The sequence below is a fragment of the Oceanospirillum multiglobuliferum genome (genome assembly GCF_900167095.1).
Classification (GTDB): domain Bacteria; phylum Pseudomonadota; class Gammaproteobacteria; order Pseudomonadales; family Halomonadaceae; genus Oceanospirillum; species Oceanospirillum multiglobuliferum.
The window spans coordinates 79,762-100,713 of the sequence record NZ_FUXG01000013.1 but is presented as its reverse complement, the minus strand read 5'-3'; the positions used below and the strand labels follow the sequence as shown (position 1 = coordinate 100,713).

Here is a 20,952-nt window from a genome sequence, read left to right as displayed (position 1 = left end):
CATGACAGACCGTAAGCAAAAACGCGGGCGGCGTTCAAAAGTGCAGCTACTGCCAGAAGAACTTAAAGCACAGCTAGATGCGATGCTGCGAGATGGTCGTCTTCAGCAAATTGAAATATTAGACCTCATCAACCAACGCATTGAAGACCAAGGCTTGGCAGAAGATGACAAGCTTACCCGTAGCGGTCTAAGTCGTTATGCCAGTCGTATGGAAGCGGCGGCGGCGCGTATTCGCCAAGGCCGTGAAATTGCAGAGGTTTGGACAGCCAAACTAGGCGACAAGCCCACCAGTGATGCGGGCAAACTGTTGCGTGAAGCGGTCACCACAATGGCATTTGAAACCAGTGCCCATATGCTCAATACCAGTGATGAAAGCACCCCAGTTGAACCTAAAGTATTGGGGCAATTGGCATTGGTGTCTCAGCGTATTGAGCAAGCGTCCATGATGGGTATTAAACGAGAGAAAGAGATCCGCAAAGCCTTTGCAGAAGAAGCTGCTAATGCCGTTAGCGAAGAGCTTCGAGGCCAAGATGGCATGTCTGAACAGTTGGAAGCCCGAATTCGTAAAGTTCTGCTAGGTAAAGCCTGATGCCACTAAAGCCTATCAATCGGCCTCGCAAGATCAACCTTGCCGAAGAAATGGAAATCCACGGGGTTGTTGTACCTCAGGAAATTGAGGATGCCATACCGGGTGGAGAAGCTGTTTTTCTGGGTTATCAGCAACGCTGGTTTGAAGATGAAAGCCAAATCATGTTTGGTGAGAAATCAAGGCGTACTGGTCTTACTTGGGCTGAGTCTGGACGCAACGTAATTAATGCTGCGAAACCAAGAAAGCGAAGAGGCTGCAATACTTTCTATGTCGGTTCTAAGCAAGAGATGGCATTAGAGTATATCGCCGCCTGTGCCCTGTTTGCCAAAGCCTTCAACCAACTGGCCGAGGCTGATGTTTATGAGCAAACATTCTGGGATACAGGGAAGAAGGAAGAGATTCTGACCTATATGATCCGCTTTCCTAACAGTGGGTTTAAGATTCAGGCTCTATCTTCCCGCCCCTCTAACTTACGTGGTCTACAAGGTGATGTGGTTATTGATGAGGCTGCATTCCACGAAGCATTAGAAGAGTTACTTAAAGCGGCATTGGCATTGACCATGTGGGGTAATCGAGTTCGCCTGATTAGTACCCATAATGGCGTAGACAATCTTTTTAATCAGTATATCCAAGAAGCCCGCGAGGGTAAGAAAGACTATTCCATTCACCGGATCACGCTGGATGATGCGATTGCCGAAGGGTTATACCAGCGCATCTGCTATGTCACCGGTCAGGAGTGGTCGCCTGCCGCTGAAAAAAAATGGCGTGATGATCTCTACAAAAACGCACCTAACCGAGAAAGTGCCGATGAGGAATACGGCTGTATTCCGAAGAAGTCAGGCGGTGCGTATCTGACACGTATGTCGATTGAACTGGCTATGGTTCAGGATCACACCATTCCGATCCTACGCTATGAAGCCCCGGAAGGTTTTGAAACCTGGTCAGAACACCAGCGCGAATCTGAGGTTGATGCCTGGGGCAAAGAGCACCTGTTGCCCCTGTTGGAAACGTTAAGCCCTGATTGCCAGCATGCCTTCGGTGAGGATTTTGCCCGTAAAGGCGATTTAACGGTATTTACGCCCTTAGCCATCAACCCGAACTTAACCAAGCGCGCACCCTTTGTCGTTGAATTAAGCCATCTCACGTACGACCAGCAGAAGCAGATCATGTTCTTCATTATGGATCGTCTGCCCCGGCTGTGTGGTGCGGCGTTTGATGCAACGGGTAACGGTGGCTATCTGGCTGAAGCAGCGGCACTAAGGTACGGCACCGACAGCGTTGACCAGGTGCATCTGTCCCAGAATTGGTATGGCGAATGGATGCCTAAGCTAAAGGCCGAGTTTGAGAGCCATAACCTGCAGCTGCCCCGTCATCAGAGCGTGATGGATGATCTGTTGCAGATCAAAGTCATTAATGGTGTGCCACAGATTGATAAAGGTCGTCAGAAAGATCTGGAAAGTAAATCTGGCAAAGGTAAGCGCCATGGTGACTTTGCCGTGTCACTGGCGATGGCGATCCGGGCCAGCTGGATGGACGGTGGCGTGATTGAGTTCACCGCGTTACCCGGCAAGCAGTCAGACCCAGACAGTGACGATGATGATTATTTAGATAGTTATGATGGCGAGGGAGCCTGGTAATGGCGGCATCAACAATTGTAGATATGAATGGTAACCCCTTTGAGTTGCCTGACCTTGAAGAACAGCAAACCTTAGGTGATGCAAAGCTATCACCATTACGCAGCCACTACAGCAACCATCCATCAAAGGGGTTAACGATCGCAAAGATCGCAAAGATCTTGTTGGATGGTGAGCACGGGGATCTTATTGATCAGTGCGAACTGGCTGAGGATATGGAAGAAAAAGACCCTCATATTCAGAGCGAACTGGGTAAGCGAAAGCTGGCTCTTCTCGGGGTCGATTGGAATATGATCCCTCCTAAGAATGCGACTGACGCGGAAAAGCGCGATACCGAGATGATCGAAGAGATTCTGCGGGATGCTACCTGGTTAGACGATGCCATATTTGATGCGGCAGATGCCATTCTAAAGAGCTTTGCCAACCTTGAACTGAAATGGCAATACGCTGATAAAACCCACTATATCGCCGGTGCTGAGTGGCGTGATCCCGCATGGTTTAAAACGCATCCGGATGATCGTAACCAGTTGCGCATTCGGGATGGTAGCCATGAGGGGCTGGCGTTGCAGCCTTTCGGCTGGCTCAGCCATCAGGCAAAAGCTAAGTCAGGCTACCTGTCGCGCCGGGGGCTGGTTCGTGTACTCGCCTGGCCGTATCTGTTTAAGAACTATGCCGCCCGTGACTTAGCCGAATTTCTGGAGATCTACGGCCTGCCAACACGCTTGGGTAAATATCCTTCAGGGGCCAGCCCCAAGGAAAAAGCCACGCTGATGCGCGCAGTGATGAGCATTGGCCACAATGCCGGTGGCGTGATCCCTAAAGGTATGGATATTGAATTTCACGAAGCGGCTAAGGGTGGTTCTGATGCGTATATGGCTCAGATCAATTGGTGCGAGAAGAGCCAGTCCAAAGCGATTCTGGGCGGTACGCTCACCAGTCAGGCGGATGGTAAGTCATCGACCAACGCCCTGGGTAATGTCCACAATGAAGTACGGCAGGAGATCCGTAATGCGGATCTGAAAGCCCTGGCCAATACAATTACTCGGGATATTGTTTATCCCATGTATGCATTGAATGGTAAAAGCTTCAGCAGCCCACGCCGCATTCCGCGCTTTGAGTTTGATATCACCGAACCGGAAGATATCGCAGCCCTGGCAGAGCATTTACCCAAGCTGGTTGGCATTGGAATGGAGATCCCGAAAAGCTGGGGGCATGAAAAACTGCAGATCCCCGAAGCTAAAGAGGGAGAACCTGTTTTTACCGTGCAAACACAAGCACCTGGTTTACAGGGGCTAAAAAGATTAGCGGCTTTGAAAGCTCAGCCAGAGATCTCATCTCCGGAAGCCATGCCCGGCCACTACTCTGCAGCAGTCATGCAGCGGTTAGAGGGTGAGGCACAGCCGGTGATCGATGCCTGGGTAGATCAGCTGGAGACCCTGCTACAGGATGCCGAGCAACAGGGGCTGGATCTGGCGGATGTACAGCAAACGCTGGCCGAGACGTACCCGGATCTGGATGAGGCGGATCTGGCAGACCTGCTGGGTTCGGCGTTTCTATCGGCGGAGCTGGCCGGGCGAAATGGCGTTAAGGACGACATATGACGGATGCTGTTGCCATTAAGGTAGTCTTTAAAAAGCCGTTCGCAAAACAGGTGCAGTTTTTCCGCCAGAAACTGAACCTGCCCAGTGAGCGCTGGGACGACCTGAAAGGCGCAGAGCATGATCACGGCTTTGTGGTAGCGGGAGCCATGAAGGCGGATCTGCTGGCGGATCTTCGGGCCGCTGTTGATAAAGCGATCAGCGAAGGCAAAAGCCTGGAAGCTTTCCGTAAGGAGTTTCGGGAAATTGTCGCCCGTCGTGGTTGGACGGGCTGGAAAGGTGAAGGATCAAAAGCAGGCACCGCCTGGCGTACCCGAGTCATCTACAAAACCAATATGGACACCAGCTATATGGCGGGGCGTTGGCAGCAAATGACCGACCCCGATGTGGTTAAGCTGCGGCCCTATTGGCGTTATGTGCATCGTACCGTTGAAAACCCAAGAGCAGATCACAAGCGCTGGCATGGCACCGTGTTACCCGCTGGGCATTCGTGGTTTAAGGCGCACTGGCCCCCTAACGGCTTTGGCTGTAACTGTGGCGTTGAGTCGCTTTCAGAGCGGGATCTGAAGCGACTCGGTTTAACGCCTGCAGAGCTAAAGGCACCGGCCAGCCCGATGCAGGAGCATATCAACGACGCCACGGGCGAAATCACCCAAACCCCTAAAGGGATTCAACCGGGTTGGGATTATGCACCGGGAGCCAGTGCTGCCCAGAAGGCCATTGCTGCACGCCAGAGTCGGTTGGAAACCTTTGATAATACCTTGGCGCGTCAGAATGTTGGTGTGTTGGTTGCTGCGCCAATCTTTCAGCGGTTCTTTTCGGGTGAGATTAAAGGTGAATTCCCCGTGGCGGTGCTCAAGCCGGAAGATCAGAAAGTTCTGGGGGCTGAATCACAGGTGGTCTTGCTGTCGCAAGAGAGTTTGGCTGCTCACATTGCTAAGCACCCTGAAATAGGTCTTGAGGATTACCGTAAGATCCAGCAGCTGTTGGATAACGGGGCTGTTTATCAGATGCCTGGTCGTCATGAGCGACTGATCTATATCACCTTGGATCAGGTACTTTACCGAGCGGCATTAAAGAAAACAGCAGATGGTCGGAAGAACTATTTTCTGACGCTATTCAGGGTTAAGACAGAGAATCCACCACCAGAAGCGGTAAAAGTGAGGTAGCGGTAAAACGAAGAAGGGATGGCCTGCCGCGTGGGAGGCACCCACGCTAGCCCTCATCAACGCCGAAGCGAAGGGGTCGGTAGCCATACCGATGACAGGCCATTCGATAGTGTTGAACACGGGGCACGCGCTCCCCGCTAGACCTCATCAATCCCGAAGGAAAGGGTTCGTAAGCGTTACGATGATCAACACACTACTGAGTATAGGAATCCTAATGATTGAAATCAACGCGAATACCGATCAGGTGCTCAGGGCTTTGAATGATGCACTCTCCCGCACCCAGAATCTGGAGCCCGCCTATAAATCCATTGGTGAAGCCTTGGTGTCGTCTACCCATCGTCGCTTTCAGGATCGGCAAGACCCGGAGGGCAATGCCTGGGCCGAGTTATCCGGCATCACCAAAGAACGCAAAGGCCATAACCGGCAGCTGGAAGGTGAAAGTGGTGCGCTGGCAAAGGAGATCCATTATCAACCCAGCAACGAAGGATTAGAGCTGGGTAGCACCATGGAATACGCCGCCATGATGCACTTCGGCGGTAAAAAGGCAGACTTCCCGCACTTGTGGGGCGATATCCCCGCCCGCCCGTTTCTGGGCCTGAGTGCTGATGATGAGGATGAGATCATCGGCATCCTGCAGGACTTTCTATCGGTTGGCGGTTCGCAATAAACCCTGTCTTTAAAATAAGCCCCGTAGCGGGCTTTTCTATCTGATATGGTATATTGCCCCTGCTTTTACCTTTTCGCGGCTTTTAGGCTGTTTCTGACCTGTTTCTAAAGCGCATTCGGTTATAGGTTTGCCCTGTGTTTTAAGGCGTTTCTAAAATCCTTCCCTTTTTACGCCAAAACCCCCAATTCACATTAGAACCCGCTGTTCTCGTTCTCCCCCTAATCTGGGGCTATGAAAACACATACGCAATCACAAACCGCCTTGGCTGTTCTGGCCGCAACCACCGGAAATATCGGTTGGGCCTCGTTAGCATTATCGGAGTCTTCCGGTGATGGCTGGCAACAGCTGTTACCTGCAGGCCACTTTACTGCTATCGATGGTCGTCCTTTCGATGTGCCTGGCGGGAAGTGGTTTATTGATGACTCCATTGCTCAGCGCCTCATTGCTCAATTATCAGCATCGGTGAATGACCTGGTGATCGACTACGAACACCAAACCCTTAACGCGGATGAAAATGGTCAGCCCGCGCCCGCTGCCGGTTGGTTTAAAGATGTTGAGTGGCGTGATGGCTCCGGCCTTTGGATCAAGCCCAATTGGACTAGCCGTGCGGCTGAGTTCATCAAAAACGGCGAATACCGTTTCTTATCTGCTGTTTTTCCCTACTCCAAAGAAACCGGCGAACCCCTGTCTTTGCACAGTGCGGCTCTGGTGAACCGACCCGGTATTGATGGCATGAAAGCGGTGGCTGCGTTGTGTGCTCAGTATCAAACATCATCCAACCACAGCGAGGATTCCCCGATGGATGAAAAACTGAAGGCGTTACTGGCCAAGCTCGGCGTCAATGTCGATGAAGGCCAGCAACCAACCGAAGCACAGATGCAGTCTGCTATGGCCGCATTGAGTGCGCTGAAGACTAAGGCTGATGATGCAGATTCAGCGAATCAGGCGTTGGCCGCACTCAAGGCCAAGGGTTCGGATGATGTTGACCTATCCAAGTTTGTGCCGGTTGCAACCTATCAGGCTGCAGTGGTTGAACTGGCTCAGTTGAAAGCCAATGGCCATGAAAAAAGCATCAAACAAGTCATTGCCGATGCTAAGCAGGAAGGTCGTGTCTTCGCAGCAGAGGAAGAGTATCTGACTCAGTTTGGAGAGCAACAAGGCGTGGCCGAACTGAAAGGTATGTTGGCTACTCGCCCTGCTGTGGCTGCGCTGAAAGGTCAGCAGACCCAAGATACCGCCCCACCTAAAAAAGGCGAAGGTGCTGATCAAGAACTGTCTGCTGAGGATCTGGCCGTGCTGAAAGCGACCGGCATCAGTAAGGAAGACTTCCTGAAATCCAAACAGGAGCTGAACTGATATGAGTGCTCTAGCAGAACGCGAAGGTCGCAAACGCGATTACCCGGTTAAAGCCGGTGCTGTCATTGCGCCGAATACCCCAGCAGTTTTGGTGAGTGGCTATCTGACCACGGTTGATGTGCTGACGGGCATAGCCGCAGGTGTGACCACTTTTGAAGTGGATAACAGCCTGGGCGCTGATGGTGCCGCGCGGGCAGAAGTTGTTACGGGTGAACACAAGTTCAGTAATGCCGGTGATATCACCATCGCCCATGTAGGGCAAACCGCCTATTTCGTGACGGATGGCCAGGTATCGATCTCAGATGACACCGCGACCCGTAATGCAGCAGGAAAAATCACTCAGGTCGATGTCAACGGCGTCTGGGTTTCTGTCGGCGTTTAATCCACTGAACACAGGTAATTAACATGGATATTACACCAAACGCATTGCGTGCACTTTATGCCGCTGTGAACACCTCATTCCAACAGGGGCGCGGTAGCTACACCCCACTTTGGCCCCGGATTGCCACGCTAGTGCCATCCAATACCGCCACTGAAAACTATGAATGGCTCGGTGAGTTCAGTCGCCTGCGGGAGTGGATCGGTGATCGCCAGATCAACCGCATGAAGCTGCACGGTTATTCACTGAAAAACCGCAAGTTTGAAGCCACTGAAGGCATCCCTTCTGAACGTATTGAAGATGATACCTATGGTGTATTGGCACCAAAATTTCAGGATATGGGTTATGCCGCAGCAACCCATCCGGATGAGATGATTTTTGACCTGTTGGCAGCGGGTTTCTCAACCCTTTGCTACGACGGTCAGAACTTCTTCGATACGGATCACCCGGTTGGGGGCGGTGATGACGTTCAGTCGGTAAGCAATATGCAGGCTGGTGCTAGTCCCGCCTGGTTCCTGCTGGATACCCGCCGTCCATTGAAGCCGCTGATTTATCAGCGCCGTAAGGATTACAAGCTGCAGGCTAAAACCGATGCCGGTAATTCAGATCGTGTCTTTATGAGCGATGAGTACCTGTACGGCGTTGATGCCCGTGGTAGCTGGGGTTTTGGTTTCTGGCAGCAGGCATTTGCCTCAAAGGCTGACCTTAATGAAGCCAACTTCAACAGCGCTTATGAAACGCTGAGCAGCTTCAAGTCTGACAAAGGTCGCCCCCTGGGCAATATGCCGGATCTGTTGGTTGTTGGCCCTAAAAATCGAGCAAAAGCTAAAGCGGTTATCGAAGCGGAAAACAAAGCACAGGGCGAAAGCAACATTAACTACAAGGCCGTGGAAGTGCTGGTTGTCCCTTGGCTGGAATAACGTCCGGCCCTTTGACATCACGTTAATGCTCCATTTTCGTTTTGGGTTAACCCCCTTCTGACAAAGAGAGAACTATGCAATGTCTGAAGTTCAGTTGTTTGACAGCCGCATTGAAATCACTTGCTCGGTCCCTGGTTTCCGTCGGGCAGGCATTAGCCACCCTGGGGGGCCGACTGAGTATAAAGCCGGTCACTTCACTCTTGAGCAAGTTAAGCAAATGCGATCAGAGCCACGCCTGGCAGTCCGGGTATTGGATAAAGCAGAAGCGAAACAGGTGCCTGTTTCAGACTCGACGGACACCTCCTCTGAAGAGCCGCCTCAATCAAGTCCTGAGCCTGAAACGGAAGGGGTGCTGGATGATGAGAAGCTGGCAGGCGATTTAATGTCCGGCGATGAGTTGGCAGATTTAGTTGCTCATATTTCTGAGCTGGATAGCAAGGATGCCGAACTGTGGATGACTAATGGTGCGCCTAAAACATCGGCGATGCCTTCAGGCACGTCCGCTGATGAGCGTGATGCTGCTTGGGCCGCGTACCAGAGTTTGGTTGCTGAGTCTGCAGAAAGCCAAGAGGCAGAAGAATAATCATGGCTTATTGCACCCGCGCTGATCTTGAGAACCGTTTTGGCCGTTCTGATATTGCCGATCTGGAGTATGGCCGCCCTGGTGCAGTCGATGCAGCGGTTGCGGGTGCATCCAGCTTGATTGATAGCTACGTCGGTGGGCGTTACCCATTACCGCTGGCCAATGTGCCAGCGGTATTAGCCAATCAGGCGCTAGCCCTGGTTCGCTACGAATTGGATAACAACCCATCAGATGCGGTGATTGCTCGTAAGAATGATGCCATCAAGTACCTAGAGGCACTGAGTACAGGTAAAGCAACGTTGGGCGTTGCCTTGGCTGCTGAACCGGAAAGCCTGGACACCGCAGAGATGCAGTCAGACGGCCATGTCTTTAGCCGTAAAAACACGACAGGGTTCATCTGATGCTGTTGATGGAAACGGAAGCTCGCCTTGAGGCAATCGCAGATAGCCTTTTAGACAACGTGGGGTCAGCGGTCAGCTTGGCGACAGCCATGGAGCGTCCGCCGGTTAATGGTGTGAGCTGTTTTGTGGTGCCGGTGGCGGAACAGCCCGAGAAGAATCAGCGGGTCTCCGGCCCTGCCGTGCAGAAGGTGCTGGTCACCGTGGGTGTGGTGTTTGCCATTCGCACCCTGAACGATCCGGACGGTGAACGCGGTTCCCAGAAACTGGAAACCGCCCGCGATGCGGTACGCCAGGCTTTATTTGGCTGGCAGGCTGAGGGCACTACCGCTCCATACCTGCTGAGTACCAGCGGCCTGATCCGGATGGAAAACAACGTGATCTGGTGGATGGATCGATACCAGACCCAGATTCAGCGCCGTGCGGCGGCCTGATAAAAACAGTAGGCGTCTTTTTTTGAGCAGGAGTTTTTATGAGTAATAGCAGCAACCGCCGATTGGTTCTGATCGGCCTGGAAGATGATACCGGAGCTGTCACAGGCCCGATGCAGGTGATTGAAACGCTATCCGGTTTTGCCATGAAGGCCGTGGGCGACACCATTACCCGCGATATTGTGCGTCCCTCTCTGTCGAAGACCGGCAGCATGGTGGGGGCTAAAAACTGGGATATCACGCTACCGATGGAGCTGAAAGGCGGCGGTGCAGAGGCCGGTGTCGTTCAGCCGCCGGAGCTGCATTCGGTACTGTTGGCCTGCGGCCTGGTATTGGAGGCTGCAAAAGTGATCCGCGTTAGCGGTTTGACCGCTGGTTTCGCGTTTCAGGACACCATTGGCAACACCACGGCAGCGAACACAACCGGCCAGCTGATCCATGCGGTGATGGATACCGAATCCGCACTGTTCGTGATCATTGAGAATGAGCCTGCTGTGGGTGATGAACTCACTCTGGGCACGGCTACGGCGACTGTGGTGAGTGTTGATGATGCCCTGGTCTACCGGCCAACCTCAAAACGGGCTGAGTTTAAAAAGGTGACGCTACACGCACATTTCGATGGTCAGCGCCGTATCTCAACACACGCGGTAGCGGACATTGGCTTTGATTGGTCTGCCGGTAAATCGGTTACGGCAAACTTTACCCTGAAAGGCAACTATGCCCGCCCCGAAGATCAACCGATGCCAGATGCCATCTTTAGTGATCTGTTTCCGCCGATTGTCGAATCGGCTGGTATGACGCTGGACGATTATCCCACCAAGAAAGGCACCATTGAGAAGCTGAGCTTCTCAATGGGCAATGAGATTGTGGCCGTGCCGGACGTTAACAGCCCCAGTGGCCGCAATAGCTATCGCATCTCGGATCGCAAACCCACCGGTTCCATTGACCCTGCGTCCCTGGCATTGAACGAGTTTAACCCGTTTCAGTATTGGGAAGACGGCAATAAAGCGGCGATTTTCGCCACCCTAGGTGATACCGCTGGTGAGCAGGTTTCTATCGTGCTGCCTGCCTCTCAGTTCACCGCCGTTTCCGATAAAGAGCGTGCCGGTGACGACGTTTACGAACTGCCCTTTGATGTAACCGGGCGATCCGATAACGAGTTTTACCTGTTCTTCCATTAACCCGATTGATTAACCGTGTCGGATGGCACTGCGCTTATCCGATCTACAACTTTTATTTACCCATTGGAGAAAACCCATGGCTTTACGTCTGAATACACACCGTACTTTTCCTGCACAAGTCATCGTCGATTTTCTGGACGATGCAGGTAAAGTCCAAAAAGGCACCTTTGGCGCAGTCTTTAAAGTGATGCCGACAACGGAGCTGATGGACGAAAGTAACTCTGAAAAACGTATGCTGGATCTGGTGCTGGTCAGCATCAATGACGATGAGCTGGAGCTGGTGGGGGCTGATAGCGAAGTGCTGAAAGCTGGCAAGTTGCTGGAAGCCGCTAAGGCTGATCCTACCCTCGCTAACGCCATGCTTGAAGCCTATAACCAAGGGCTTGCAAAAAAGGCTTGCAAGCGAATCTAGCTGAAGTCGCCGTTTATCTGGCGGGCACCTCTAAAAAAGGTGCCCCAGCCAGTAACGAGGAGCTGGATGCGCTACTGCCCGAAGCGGTGGCAAACCGCATTAAGGAAGAACGTACCAATAATCAAAAACCTGATAAGGACTGTTGGGTACTGCCGGAAAACTGGGTTGCAACGATGCTGTTGATGCAGTGCAAATCCTGCTGGCAATACAGCGCGATGGGTCAGCTGCTAGGCATGGATTACAAAGCGGTTGATGTGGTGATTGAGCGCGCGTTTGACCTGCCGGTGGAACGCGAAGACTTCCGGCGGTTTCAGGTGTTGGAGCATCACTTTATCCAGGAGATTAACCGATGAATGGTGGTCTCAGCTAAAAATGGAAATAACGGTGCCGACTACCGCCACACCTACCATCAGGCATCCGATGATTAATAGAGTTGGACTGATAATTAAGCCACTTAAGGCCATACCAAGACCTAAGAAGGTCATTTTTGCAAGCATAGGGTTTATTCCATGTCGGGTAATCTGCAACTTAAATTAACACTATCGGCAGATGGTCGCCAGCTCTCTGGCACCTTAAAAACGGCCACAGGTGAAGTGCAGCAGTTTGGTGAGCGTAGTGAGCAAGCTGCGCAAACCAGCGCCCAAGCATTTGGTAGAACCCGTGCAGGTGTGCAGTCTATATCAGAGCAGTTGCAAAATGCACAGAATCACCTGCTAACCTTTATTGGTCTCAGCCAAGCACTCAGTGCTGGTCAGCAGATGGTACAAACCGTTGCCAGCTATCAAGATATGACCACCAAGTTAGAGGGACTGTCTACCAGTGCAGCCGCCTTTGCTGAAAATGAACAATATCTGATTGATCTATCCGCAGAACACCATAAAAACCTACTGACGCTGGGAGATGGTTACAGCCGCATATTGGCACTTGAAGAGTCTCAGATTATCAATCGTGAGCAGGGCCGTGAAATCTTAAAAGGCTTGTCAAACGCCAGTAGCAAACTGGGCGCGTCTAATGTTCAGTTAGAGCAGTCGCTGTATGGCTTGGCTCAGGGTTTATCTGCGGGCACGTTGCGGGCTGAAGAGTTAAACCAAATCACAGAACCCCTGCCTGGCTTATTGCAAGCATTGGATAGAGCCAGCGGCCAAGCCGCAGGTGGTTTTCGTAAAATGGTGAACGATGGCAAAGTGACTTCTGATATGTTCAGAGACATTCTGATAGTCGCCTTTCAAGATTATGAAGGAGCCGCTGCCGCCACCGCAGACAACCTCAGTGCCAAATTCACCGATGTAAAAAACAGCTATATCCTACTGGCGCGTGAACTGGAAAAACCAGTGGGAAACTATTTAGGGGCTGTATTGGATGGCGTCAGTACGGGAACGCAATGGGTTACTAAGCACACGGAAGAGCTGGCCACTGTTTTAGGTGTCACCATTGTTACTGCCACTACCCGTGCTGCGGCAAGTCTAGCCGTAAGCACCGCTGCCACCTTGCAAGATACTCTTGCTAAACGCGCCGCAGTTGCAGAGGAGTTGAAACTGGCACAGGCGCAAGCCCTCTCGACAGCTGCCGCATTGCGTAATGCCCAAGTGCAAGCCGCCCTTGGTGCTGGTCATCATGCCGCTGCGCAGGCCGCTATTGCTCATGAAATGGCATTAAAGCGCCTCGCTCTTGCTCAGGCGGCCACCAGTGGTGCAGGCCGTGCGCTATTAGGTGTACTCGGTGGCCCCGTGGGCTTGGCAGTTACTGCGGGTCTTACCGCTGCTGCGTTTATCGACTGGGGCGACAGCACTCAATCGGCTATTTCGGGTACAGAACTACTCGCCAAAAGTGTTGAGGGTCTGACAGCTGCTCAGACTCGCCAACGCTTACAGCAAATGGAAGAACCCTATCAACAAGCCCAAAGCGCTGCGCGTCAGTATGCTAATCAGATCGAGTCATTAAAAAAGAATCTGAGCATGCTAAATGTCGGTGCAGATCAAATGGATGCTTGGCAACGTGAGCTGATTGAAGCAGAGGGTGAATTTGATACAGCCAATCAAACCGTTGCCCAGTACAACCAAAAGCTAGCTGAGTTAGAGGCGTTGCTCAAACGCTTACAGCAAACCAGCAGCCAAAAGCCATTGGGTGATCGTCCCGTTTCTGAAGACGTATTGAAAAGCTTTTCCAAATTAGCAATCAGTCATAACGCACAGATCATTGCCCTTGAGCTGGGTGCCCGTGCTCAGTATGAATACAAGCTCAGTCAAGAGGAGATGACTGAGCCAATGCGCCAAACCTTGTTGGCTCAGTATGACTATATCGAGAGCTTGAAAACCCGCCAGAAAGCTGAAAAAGATGCGGCAGACGCAAAGCGTGGAGATCAGAAACTTCTTGATGCATTAAAGGAAGAGCGTGAACTGATCAGTCTTAAAGGTCGAGACCTCGCGGTTGAAACACAGGCTCGCAAGTTAAGCGCGCAGGCGACGGGTGAGGAAGTGGCCGAAGTTAAACGCCTAGCCGCCGCGCTTTATGATGCCGCTGCTGCTCAGAAAGAAGCGGCAGATGAGCAAGAGGCTTTTAAGAAACAGCTGGAGGATGCTAACACTGCCGCTAAACGCTTCCTGCAAGACGGTAATCTCGGTGAGATTGAAGGTCTGGAAAGCATTCAGGATCAGCTACAAGAGGCCATGAGCGTCGAGGGTATCACCGACAAAATGAAAGAGGATTTCATTGATGCGACCGATAAAATTCAAGACCGTATCAGCGCCATAAAATTCGACAACATGACCAATGGATTGGCGGCGGGCATGTCGTCGCTGCAGTCGATGTTTGAGTCTGGCTCTGAAGGTTACAAAGCGATGGAGATCAGTCTAGCGGCAGTGACTGCCGCTCAGGCTGTTTACGCGGTCATTAATCAGGCGTCAAGTGATCCCTACACGGCTTTTGCACGGATGGCGGCGATGGCTGCCGCTGTTGCTCAGCTGGGTGTGTCTATTAACGGCGTGGGATCGTCTGATACGGCTGAGCGTCGTCAGGCCAGTCAGGGGACGGGCACGGTTCTGGGTGATAGCGCGGCCAAAAGCGAATCCATACTAAGATCCAATGAAACCATTGCTGAAGCTGTAGAACAGATTGTGGGTATCAATCGCTCGATGCTCGATGCCTTACTTTCACTGGAAGTATCCATCAATGGGGCTGCACTGCAAATTACACGCCGTTGGGACGATAGCGTTATAGTCCCCGGCATCGCTGAATTGGGCAGTACTTCTGCTGTATCGGGATTATTAAGTTCTATTTCTGAAGCTTTGGATATTGTGGATCTCGGCGAGGTTTTTGCCGCTGCGATTGGTGCCAGTATTAGGGGTGAAGACTCAGGTTTGGTGCTGGAAGCCGCTAGCCCTGATCAATTAACCGCTCAATCCTATACGACCTGGGAAGAACGTGATAACTGGCTTGATGACTATGATAGAGATTGGAGCTACACCGCCCTTGATCCTCAGATCACGCAGCAGCTGCGCTTAGTAATGGCAGGCATTGCCGACAGCGTAAGTACCGGCGCGGATCAGTTGGGTCTGTCAGCCGATGCCATTGACCAGGCGGTTCAGTCCTTCGCATTGGAGCGCACCTTAATCAGTCTGAAAGACTTGACCGGAGAGGAGCAGCAGGCAGAGCTGCAGGCCGTGTTCAGCATGATTTTTGATGATCTCTCGGGTCACGTCATGCCCTGGTTGACTGAGTTCCAGCAGGCCGGTGAAGGTCTGGGTGAAACCCTGTCCCGACTGGTAACAGAGACCTCAGCGGTTGATAACGTTGTATCTATGCTGGGGCTGACTTTTAGCACCGTTGATGATCAATTGAGGGCTAAAACTAATCTGGTTTCTGTGCTGGGCGGTTTAGAGACATTCGTGAGTGCCTACAGCAGCTTTTCGGATGCCTTTTTAGATGAAGAGCAGCAATTCAGCAATGCGCGTGATCAGCTACAAAGTGTCTTTGAGCAATACGATGCGCTCCTACCTGCGACTCGTGCTGACTATCTGGCTTTGGTACAGGCCCAGGATGCGGCGACTGAATCCGGTGCCAGAAACATCGCCAAACTGTTTGAGCTAAGTGATGCCGCCGACGAATACTACTCCCGGTTGGAAGACCGGGAAGATGAACGGCTGGCGGTTGCCCGTGAACGCTCTGGTCTGATGCGGCAGATCTATGAATTAGAAGGAGATCCAGTAGCGGCACTGAAGATCACTCGTGAAGCTGAGCTGGCGGCTTTGGATGAATCAAACCGAGCGTTGCAACTGCGTATCTGGACTCTACAGGATGAGGCTGAAGAAGATGACTTATTGGCATCACAGGCGTCTGAGCGCTTGGCTATTGCAAATGAGCGCTCAGGCTTAATGCGTCAAATTTACGAACTGGAAGGCAATTCGGCTGCTGCTCTAAAGATCACTCGTGAAGCTGAGCTGGCGGCTTTGGATGAATCAAACAGAGCGCTGCAACTGCGTATCTGGATGCTACAGGATGAGGCTGATCTTGAGGTGCTACTAACGTCTCAGGCGGCCTCCGCATTTAGCAAGCTCTCTCAGACCATCGATGACGAGCTTGATGTATTGAACAGTGCTTGGTCAGATCGTCAGCAGGCACTGAATGATGAGATACAAGCTGTATCTCAATCAACCTCGGCCATTCAGACGTTTATTGATGCGTTAAGCAATACGCTCAGTCAGTTGCAGGCCACCACGCAGCAAGACTTTATCGACGCTCAACAGCAGGCGTTTGATTGGCTGAATCAGAGCCAGGTGACATGGACTGATCCAGGTAATTATCAGGACGTTTTGGGCCATTTGGGCAATATCAATGCTGATTGGTATGCCAGTGCTGTGGATTATGAGCGCGATAAAAAGATCACCGCCAACGCCCTGGCAGATGCTAAAGCGCTCGCCAGTTCTCAGCTGAGTGTTGAGGATCAAACCCTGCAAACCTTGCAGAACACGTTAACGCTGGAAGAACGTGCCTATGATCAGTCGGTGTCCGCGCTTGAGGTAGCACGGGAATTTTGGCAGCAGGAGATCGATGCCATCAATGGTGTTGATGATGCCGTGCTCTCTGTCGAAGATGCTATCCAGAAGTTAAAAGACGCCCTTCGTGAGGCATGGCAGAACATTGGCGTGACCAACGATGATATCCGTGCCTGGTTAGAAATAAACGCCGGTGCCCAGCTAACCGTTGACGATATCGTCAGTGCGATGCAGCAAGCCGGTGTCACCGGTTCTCAGGTGGCCGATGCTCTGGATCTGACACCAACGGATAACTTCAACACCACCGAGCAGTCGATCCGGCAGTGGTTGAATGCTAACCCCAACGCATCAGATGATGAAGTGGCATCTGCAATGCGAATCTGGGGTGTCAGTATCGAGCGTTTGGCAGAGTTGTTGAATATGACCGTCATCGAGGTACAGCAGCGTTATATGGCTACTGTGCCGGAACAGGTATTGGATAAAGCGCATCTGCCGACTGATGCGGGTCTATCCGATACCAATGTTGAGACCTGGTTGAATCAGAACGGCGGTGCCACTCTGGCGCAGGTAGCCGATGCCATGCGGGAGTTTGGCGTCACTCTGGAGCAGATGGCTCGTGTTTCAGGCTGGAGCCTGGAAGCGGTTGAAGCGGCTTATCTGGGGCTGGCCGATGGCCAAGGTCGCACGCCGGATCAACTCTATGTGGATGGCCGCCAGGAAGCAATAGCGCAGCCTGCAACACAACCAGCACCGACACAAGACGGTGATGTCTCAGATGCCGAGGTGCAGGCTTGGCTAGCCCAGAACAGCGGTGCAACTCTGACGCAAATTGCAGATGCGATGGACTCCTTTGGGATAACGGTGCAGCAGATGGCTCGAGTTACTGGTTGGTCGGTGTCAGATGTGCAATCGGCTTATCAGATCCATGGCAGCCATGCCAATGGCTTGGATGAAGTTCCCTTCGATAACTACTTGGCCTTTTTACATAAAGGTGAAATGGTGGTGCCTGCCCAGCAGTCAGACTACCTGCGAACCGCAGAAACCTCCAAGCAGTTTAAAGCCCTGGCAGCAGAGGTTGCTGGGCTTCGGTCAGATAACAAAGCCCTGCTGGCTCGGATCAGTAAACACACCAAAGACAGTGCCAGTACGGCTAAAGCTCTGTCCCGAGGTCAGCCGGTTTATATTATGGAGAGCCTGTAATGGATGTGATCCGCCCTGCTGGTCTGTTGTCGTATCAGTCCAATATCCCACTGGAATATCCTGAATGGGATGACGATCAACCTGTCTCGGCAGGTGCATTTGTGACACATGAGGATGCCGTGTGGGAGGTCTTAACCGCTCATACCACCGATACCCCGCCCAGCCAAACCGATACCCGATGGCAGCGCATTGGGCCGACCAATCGCTTCGCAATGCTCGATGAAGAGGTGAATACTAAAACCATCGCCCCCAGTGGTGTGATTGAGCTGTCGATTACGGCAGGTCGTATCGATGCAGTTGCTTTATTAGGTTTGCGTGCCACCTCTATCGAAGTGCGTTTAGTCGTTGATGAAGTTGAGGAGTTTTCAGCGTCAGCCAACTTGGTTAACCGTCAGTCGAGCGGTACTTGGCTGGGCTTTTTTACAGAACCTCTCTATCAGCAAGACTTTTACATTGTGCAGGGCATGGTGGATACCGCCGTGATCGATCTACCGAAGTATCTGAATGCGGTACTGCATATCACCATCATCAATACCGGCGGCCCAGCAGAGTGTGGGGTGTGTCGCCCTGGGCTGCTGTTGAATATCGGTGATACCGAAAACGATGCGGAAACCGGTATTGAGGATTACTCCCTCCGTGAAATCGACCAATGGGGACGTCTCAGCCAACAGGCGCGCAACTACGCCAAGGAGATCTCCACGGAGGTCTATATCGATACGGATCGGCTCGACTTTATCTATGCCTGGCTGGTTAAGCTGAAGGACACCCCGCTGGTTTGGTTAGGTATCCAGCACCACAGCGCTTATATCGTGTACGGTTACGGCAAATGGCGTATCTCACGCTCAGGAACCGTGCTATCAAAAATGTCCATTGAAGTAGAAGGTCTCGTGTAATGAGTGACGTATTACCCACTATTCCTACGCTGCAAAATATCACACAGCCACCATCATTGGGTCGCCCGACGACATTTGATCAGGAGGCAGAAGCGTACCTGTATTCTCAATACGGGCTGATGCAGGATCTGAATACAGTAATTGGGGTTCTGAACCCCGTCGCACAGGCCGTTCTTCAATATCGTCTATCTGCTGAGCAAGCCGTAAGTCAAACTGCAAGCGATCTACATGCGATACAGCAGATTGCGATGCAAACCAGTCAGGATGCCAATGCTGCTGAACAAGCGGCAATGACGGCCAGTCAACACCTGATCGCCGCGGCAGAAGAGCGCCAAGCAGCGGAACAAGCCGCACAGGTAGCCACCGATAAAGCTCAGGAAGCGGCACAATCGGCCATTGAAGCAGGGCCAACTCATCTGAGTCAAACCCGCACAGCAGATACCCTGACGATCCATAGCAGCACAGGTGATGATGTTGCAGTGCCAGCGGCAACGACGACGCAGGCAGGATTGATGAGCGCTGCTGATAAACAGGCTTTGAATGGTAAGCAGCAACAGCTCGTCAGCGGCTCCAACATTAAAACAGTTAACGGCCAGAGCATTTTGGGTAGTGGAAACATTGCAATAGCGACTACTGCTGCGGAGGTGCTGTCACAGTATGCTACAGCAGCTTTTGGTGCAGTTGGTACTTATGTTTTTGCTCAGTGCTCAGTTACCGTGAATCGGGGTGCGCTTTACTCAGGTAGTCAGCTGCTCGCAGCAGGTTTTTCTGCGCAGTATGCTGATATTAATAGTGGCACAAGCGCCTATCCATCGACTCAATATATTTATTTTACCCGTGGAGGGGTTGGACCTAGCAATCCTTCTTTGGCTGGTACTTGGCGGGCAATGGGTGAAACAGTTTCTAACGTGTACGGACACGTTACATTATTTTTGAGGGTCGCATAATGCAGATTACAGGCATCAAAAATGCTGAGTTTGCGAATGCCGCGCAAACAGCAATCAACTGTGAGATTCAGATCAGCAGCGGTGGTTGGCTGCCGTTCACTGCGTCATACAATGATTCTGAGCAGCATGGTCGTGATGTTTTTACCGCGATTATAGAGTCAGGCAGTGTTGCAGATTATGTCGAGCCTGAGTTTCAGCCGGAGCCTATCCCGCAAAAACTCTCCCGTGCGCAAGCTCGCGGTGCTTTGATTTTGGCTGGTTTGATTGATCATGTACAACCCGCACTGGATGCAATCGAAGACCCGCTGCAACGGGCACTGGCTCAAAACGACTGGGATAACCGTATGGAGTTTGAGCGCACCCATCCGCAGTTACTGGCGATTGCCGATGCGCTGGGTCTAACCGATGACCAGCTTGATCAACTTTTTATCAAAGGAGCGAAACTGTGATAGATAACCGCCCCTACTTGGTCCGTGTTGGCGATTTAGCCAGTCAGGCGCTCAATACAATCCTACTTGGCGGAACCCCAGATGAATCCACCTCAGGCCGATCTTACCGTCAGGGGGTTCTGAGTGGTCACAAGGGTTGGTCGCAGATGCGTAAGTTTGTGGATTGTCTGTTCAGTCCTTGGGAAGAAGACCACTGCAAAAAAGCATATCAAGCGGATTTGGAGCGGGCTAAACTACGCATTCAAATCAATGGAGAGACTCAAAAAAATGGATAATCTGCGTAATGTTGATCATTGCTTGTCCAGTATCGTTTTAATGCTGATCAGCTTTCTAGCAGGGCTCACGCTTGCAGGCCATTTGTCATGGGCTGTGATTGCAGCACTGGGAACTGTTGGGGCTGTAGGTGTTGCTTTGTTTCTACCATGGAGAGATAAGCAGCATAGAATAAAGTCGATTGGAATACTGGTTCGGAATGAGTTGGCCAATAATGAAGAGATTAGAAATCGCGGGGTTGTCTGTTTTACACCTGAACACAAAGTTCTTGTTGAAGGAAGATCTGTAAGAAACAACCCTGGTTTTGAGGATTGGCGTTTGGCCGCGATGTTCCTAAAAGAAATGCGCTTTGATCACTGGAACCACCATTGGGCGGAATACTCCTTAATGAGTCCAGAGCGCTATCTGAAAGAACGAGAGACTGTAAATCGGTTGTTAAAATTAAAAGAGCTGGCACTGAAAGCTGAGTCTGATATTGCATCCAGAGCAATGCTAATCGAAACCCTCTACCCTGGTGAGCACGACGCGAACATAAACAAATAAACCGAAATCACAATAAAATTCCATCTCAACCGTTCAGCTGATCGACTCTGGTATTTTCTCAGTTAAATCGTTTCTGAGGAGGTCGAGCATGAAGATCATCATTTTTCTGGCAACTGCTGTTGTCCTGTCCCTATTACTCTCTACGGCACTCGTTGTACTGGCTCTGCCCTATAGCGTGCAAATTATTGGTGTACATGGAGGATGGGGATAGTCCAAGTTGTAGCCGGAATGCCAGCAAAATAACTGAAACGTTGTTTTGTATATCGGAAGGCATCTGAAGATCATTTATCGCGCCGATGATTCGTAAAAATCACGCGGCGCTACAACAGCAAAACAAGA

General features: G+C 51.7%; 20 protein-coding genes. All 20 read left to right on the top strand.

Annotated elements, in window-relative coordinates; translation table 11 throughout:
- Window position 1 precedes the first annotated feature (1 nt).
- The 20 genes from B5D26_RS10330 to B5D26_RS10235 all read left to right on the top strand — a co-directional run bounded on the left by B5D26_RS10330 (window position 2) and on the right by B5D26_RS10235 (window position 20,613).
- A complete protein-coding gene (locus tag B5D26_RS10330; RefSeq protein WP_078745661.1) occupies window positions 2-589 on the top strand; it encodes a DUF3486 family protein in 588 nt (195 codons plus the stop codon).
- Window positions 589-2,226 (top strand): hypothetical protein, encoded by a 1,638-nt coding sequence (locus B5D26_RS10325; protein WP_078745660.1) that lies wholly within the window; start codon window positions 589-591, stop codon window positions 2,224-2,226. The genes B5D26_RS10330 and B5D26_RS10325 overlap by 1 nt, the downstream gene beginning before the upstream one ends.
- On the top strand, window positions 2,226-3,824 hold the full coding sequence (locus tag B5D26_RS10320) for a DUF935 domain-containing protein (RefSeq protein ID WP_078745659.1): 1,599 nt from the start codon (window positions 2,226-2,228) through the stop codon (window positions 3,822-3,824). Before B5D26_RS10325 ends, B5D26_RS10320 begins: the two co-directional genes overlap by 1 nt.
- A complete protein-coding gene (locus B5D26_RS10315) occupies window positions 3,821-4,990 on the top strand; it encodes a phage head morphogenesis protein (RefSeq protein ID WP_078745658.1) in 1,170 nt (389 codons plus the stop codon). Before B5D26_RS10320 ends, B5D26_RS10315 begins: the two co-directional genes overlap by 4 nt.
- A 214-nt stretch (window positions 4,991-5,204) precedes the next feature.
- Window positions 5,205-5,657, top strand: coding sequence for a phage virion morphogenesis protein (locus tag B5D26_RS10310; RefSeq protein ID WP_159445644.1), 453 nt, complete (start codon window positions 5,205-5,207; stop codon window positions 5,655-5,657).
- A gap of 231 nt (window positions 5,658-5,888) precedes the next feature.
- Window positions 5,889-7,013 carry a phage protease gene (locus tag B5D26_RS10305; RefSeq protein WP_078745656.1) on the top strand — a complete coding sequence of 375 codons (1,125 nt, stop codon included), beginning with the start codon at window positions 5,889-5,891 and terminating at the stop codon, window positions 7,011-7,013.
- Between the two features lies 1 nt (window position 7,014).
- The gene (locus B5D26_RS10300; RefSeq protein ID WP_078745655.1) at window positions 7,015-7,395 is read left to right on the top strand and encodes a hypothetical protein; all 381 of its coding nucleotides are present in this window, start codon (window positions 7,015-7,017) and stop codon (window positions 7,393-7,395) included.
- A gap of 23 nt (window positions 7,396-7,418) precedes the next feature.
- Entirely contained in the window at window positions 7,419-8,312 is an 894-nt protein-coding gene (locus tag B5D26_RS10295; RefSeq protein ID WP_078745654.1) for a Mu-like prophage major head subunit gpT family protein, read from the top strand.
- Between the two features lie 79 nt (window positions 8,313-8,391).
- On the top strand, window positions 8,392-8,895 hold the full coding sequence (locus tag B5D26_RS10290; RefSeq protein ID WP_078745653.1) for an HI1506-related protein: 504 nt from the start codon (window positions 8,392-8,394) through the stop codon (window positions 8,893-8,895).
- Window positions 8,896-8,897: 2 nt separating this feature from the next.
- The gene (locus B5D26_RS10285) at window positions 8,898-9,296 is read left to right on the top strand and encodes a gp436 family protein (RefSeq protein WP_078745652.1); all 399 of its coding nucleotides are present in this window, start codon (window positions 8,898-8,900) and stop codon (window positions 9,294-9,296) included.
- Window positions 9,296-9,727, top strand: coding sequence for a phage tail terminator protein (locus B5D26_RS10280; protein WP_078745651.1), 432 nt, complete (start codon window positions 9,296-9,298; stop codon window positions 9,725-9,727). Before B5D26_RS10285 ends, B5D26_RS10280 begins: the two co-directional genes overlap by 1 nt.
- 38 nt (window positions 9,728-9,765) lie before the next feature.
- On the top strand, window positions 9,766-10,905 hold the full coding sequence (locus tag B5D26_RS10275; RefSeq protein WP_078745650.1) for a phage tail tube protein: 1,140 nt from the start codon (window positions 9,766-9,768) through the stop codon (window positions 10,903-10,905).
- 76 nt (window positions 10,906-10,981) lie between these two features.
- The gene (locus tag B5D26_RS10270) at window positions 10,982-11,317 is read left to right on the top strand and encodes a hypothetical protein (protein ID WP_078745649.1); all 336 of its coding nucleotides are present in this window, start codon (window positions 10,982-10,984) and stop codon (window positions 11,315-11,317) included.
- Window positions 11,302-11,670 (top strand): DUF1799 domain-containing protein, encoded by a 369-nt coding sequence (locus B5D26_RS10265; RefSeq protein ID WP_078745648.1) that lies wholly within the window; start codon window positions 11,302-11,304, stop codon window positions 11,668-11,670. Before B5D26_RS10270 ends, B5D26_RS10265 begins: the two co-directional genes overlap by 16 nt.
- A 156-nt stretch (window positions 11,671-11,826) precedes the next feature.
- On the top strand, window positions 11,827-17,508 hold the full coding sequence (locus B5D26_RS10260; protein ID WP_078745647.1) for a tape measure protein: 5,682 nt from the start codon (window positions 11,827-11,829) through the stop codon (window positions 17,506-17,508).
- Window positions 17,508-18,401 (top strand): hypothetical protein, encoded by an 894-nt coding sequence (locus B5D26_RS10255; RefSeq protein ID WP_078745646.1) that lies wholly within the window; start codon window positions 17,508-17,510, stop codon window positions 18,399-18,401. The genes B5D26_RS10260 and B5D26_RS10255 overlap by 1 nt, the downstream gene beginning before the upstream one ends.
- Window positions 18,401-19,348 (top strand): hypothetical protein, encoded by a 948-nt coding sequence (locus tag B5D26_RS10250; protein ID WP_078745645.1) that lies wholly within the window; start codon window positions 18,401-18,403, stop codon window positions 19,346-19,348. Before B5D26_RS10255 ends, B5D26_RS10250 begins: the two co-directional genes overlap by 1 nt.
- A complete protein-coding gene (locus tag B5D26_RS10245) occupies window positions 19,348-19,797 on the top strand; it encodes a hypothetical protein (RefSeq protein ID WP_078745644.1) in 450 nt (149 codons plus the stop codon). Before B5D26_RS10250 ends, B5D26_RS10245 begins: the two co-directional genes overlap by 1 nt.
- Window positions 19,794-20,072, top strand: a complete 279-nt coding sequence (locus tag B5D26_RS10240; RefSeq protein ID WP_078745643.1) for a hypothetical protein — start codon at window positions 19,794-19,796, stop codon at window positions 20,070-20,072. The genes B5D26_RS10245 and B5D26_RS10240 overlap by 4 nt, the downstream gene beginning before the upstream one ends.
- Complete coding sequence (locus tag B5D26_RS10235; protein WP_078745642.1) at window positions 20,065-20,613, top strand: hypothetical protein; 549 nt, start codon at window positions 20,065-20,067, stop codon at window positions 20,611-20,613. The genes B5D26_RS10240 and B5D26_RS10235 overlap by 8 nt, the downstream gene beginning before the upstream one ends.
- Window positions 20,614-20,952 lie beyond the last annotated feature (339 nt).

Coding starts and splice junctions, on each gene's coding strand:
- B5D26_RS10330 (WP_078745661.1), top strand. CDS start 2: ATGACAGACCGTAAGCAAAAACGCGGGCGGCGTTCAAAAGTGCAGCTA.
- B5D26_RS10325 (WP_078745660.1), top strand. CDS start 589: ATGCCACTAAAGCCTATCAATCGGCCTCGCAAGATCAACCTTGCCGAA.
- B5D26_RS10320 (WP_078745659.1), top strand. CDS start 2,226: ATGGCGGCATCAACAATTGTAGATATGAATGGTAACCCCTTTGAGTTG.
- B5D26_RS10315 (WP_078745658.1), top strand. CDS start 3,821: ATGACGGATGCTGTTGCCATTAAGGTAGTCTTTAAAAAGCCGTTCGCA.
- B5D26_RS10310 (WP_159445644.1), top strand. CDS start 5,205: ATGATTGAAATCAACGCGAATACCGATCAGGTGCTCAGGGCTTTGAAT.
- B5D26_RS10305 (WP_078745656.1), top strand. CDS start 5,889: ATGAAAACACATACGCAATCACAAACCGCCTTGGCTGTTCTGGCCGCA.
- B5D26_RS10300 (WP_078745655.1), top strand. CDS start 7,015: ATGAGTGCTCTAGCAGAACGCGAAGGTCGCAAACGCGATTACCCGGTT.
- B5D26_RS10295 (WP_078745654.1), top strand. CDS start 7,419: ATGGATATTACACCAAACGCATTGCGTGCACTTTATGCCGCTGTGAAC.
- B5D26_RS10290 (WP_078745653.1), top strand. CDS start 8,392: ATGTCTGAAGTTCAGTTGTTTGACAGCCGCATTGAAATCACTTGCTCG.
- B5D26_RS10285 (WP_078745652.1), top strand. CDS start 8,898: ATGGCTTATTGCACCCGCGCTGATCTTGAGAACCGTTTTGGCCGTTCT.
- B5D26_RS10280 (WP_078745651.1), top strand. CDS start 9,296: ATGCTGTTGATGGAAACGGAAGCTCGCCTTGAGGCAATCGCAGATAGC.
- B5D26_RS10275 (WP_078745650.1), top strand. CDS start 9,766: ATGAGTAATAGCAGCAACCGCCGATTGGTTCTGATCGGCCTGGAAGAT.
- B5D26_RS10270 (WP_078745649.1), top strand. CDS start 10,982: ATGGCTTTACGTCTGAATACACACCGTACTTTTCCTGCACAAGTCATC.
- B5D26_RS10260 (WP_078745647.1), top strand. CDS start 11,827: ATGTCGGGTAATCTGCAACTTAAATTAACACTATCGGCAGATGGTCGC.
- B5D26_RS10255 (WP_078745646.1), top strand. CDS start 17,508: ATGGATGTGATCCGCCCTGCTGGTCTGTTGTCGTATCAGTCCAATATC.
- B5D26_RS10250 (WP_078745645.1), top strand. CDS start 18,401: ATGAGTGACGTATTACCCACTATTCCTACGCTGCAAAATATCACACAG.
- B5D26_RS10245 (WP_078745644.1), top strand. CDS start 19,348: ATGCAGATTACAGGCATCAAAAATGCTGAGTTTGCGAATGCCGCGCAA.
- B5D26_RS10235 (WP_078745642.1), top strand. CDS start 20,065: ATGGATAATCTGCGTAATGTTGATCATTGCTTGTCCAGTATCGTTTTA.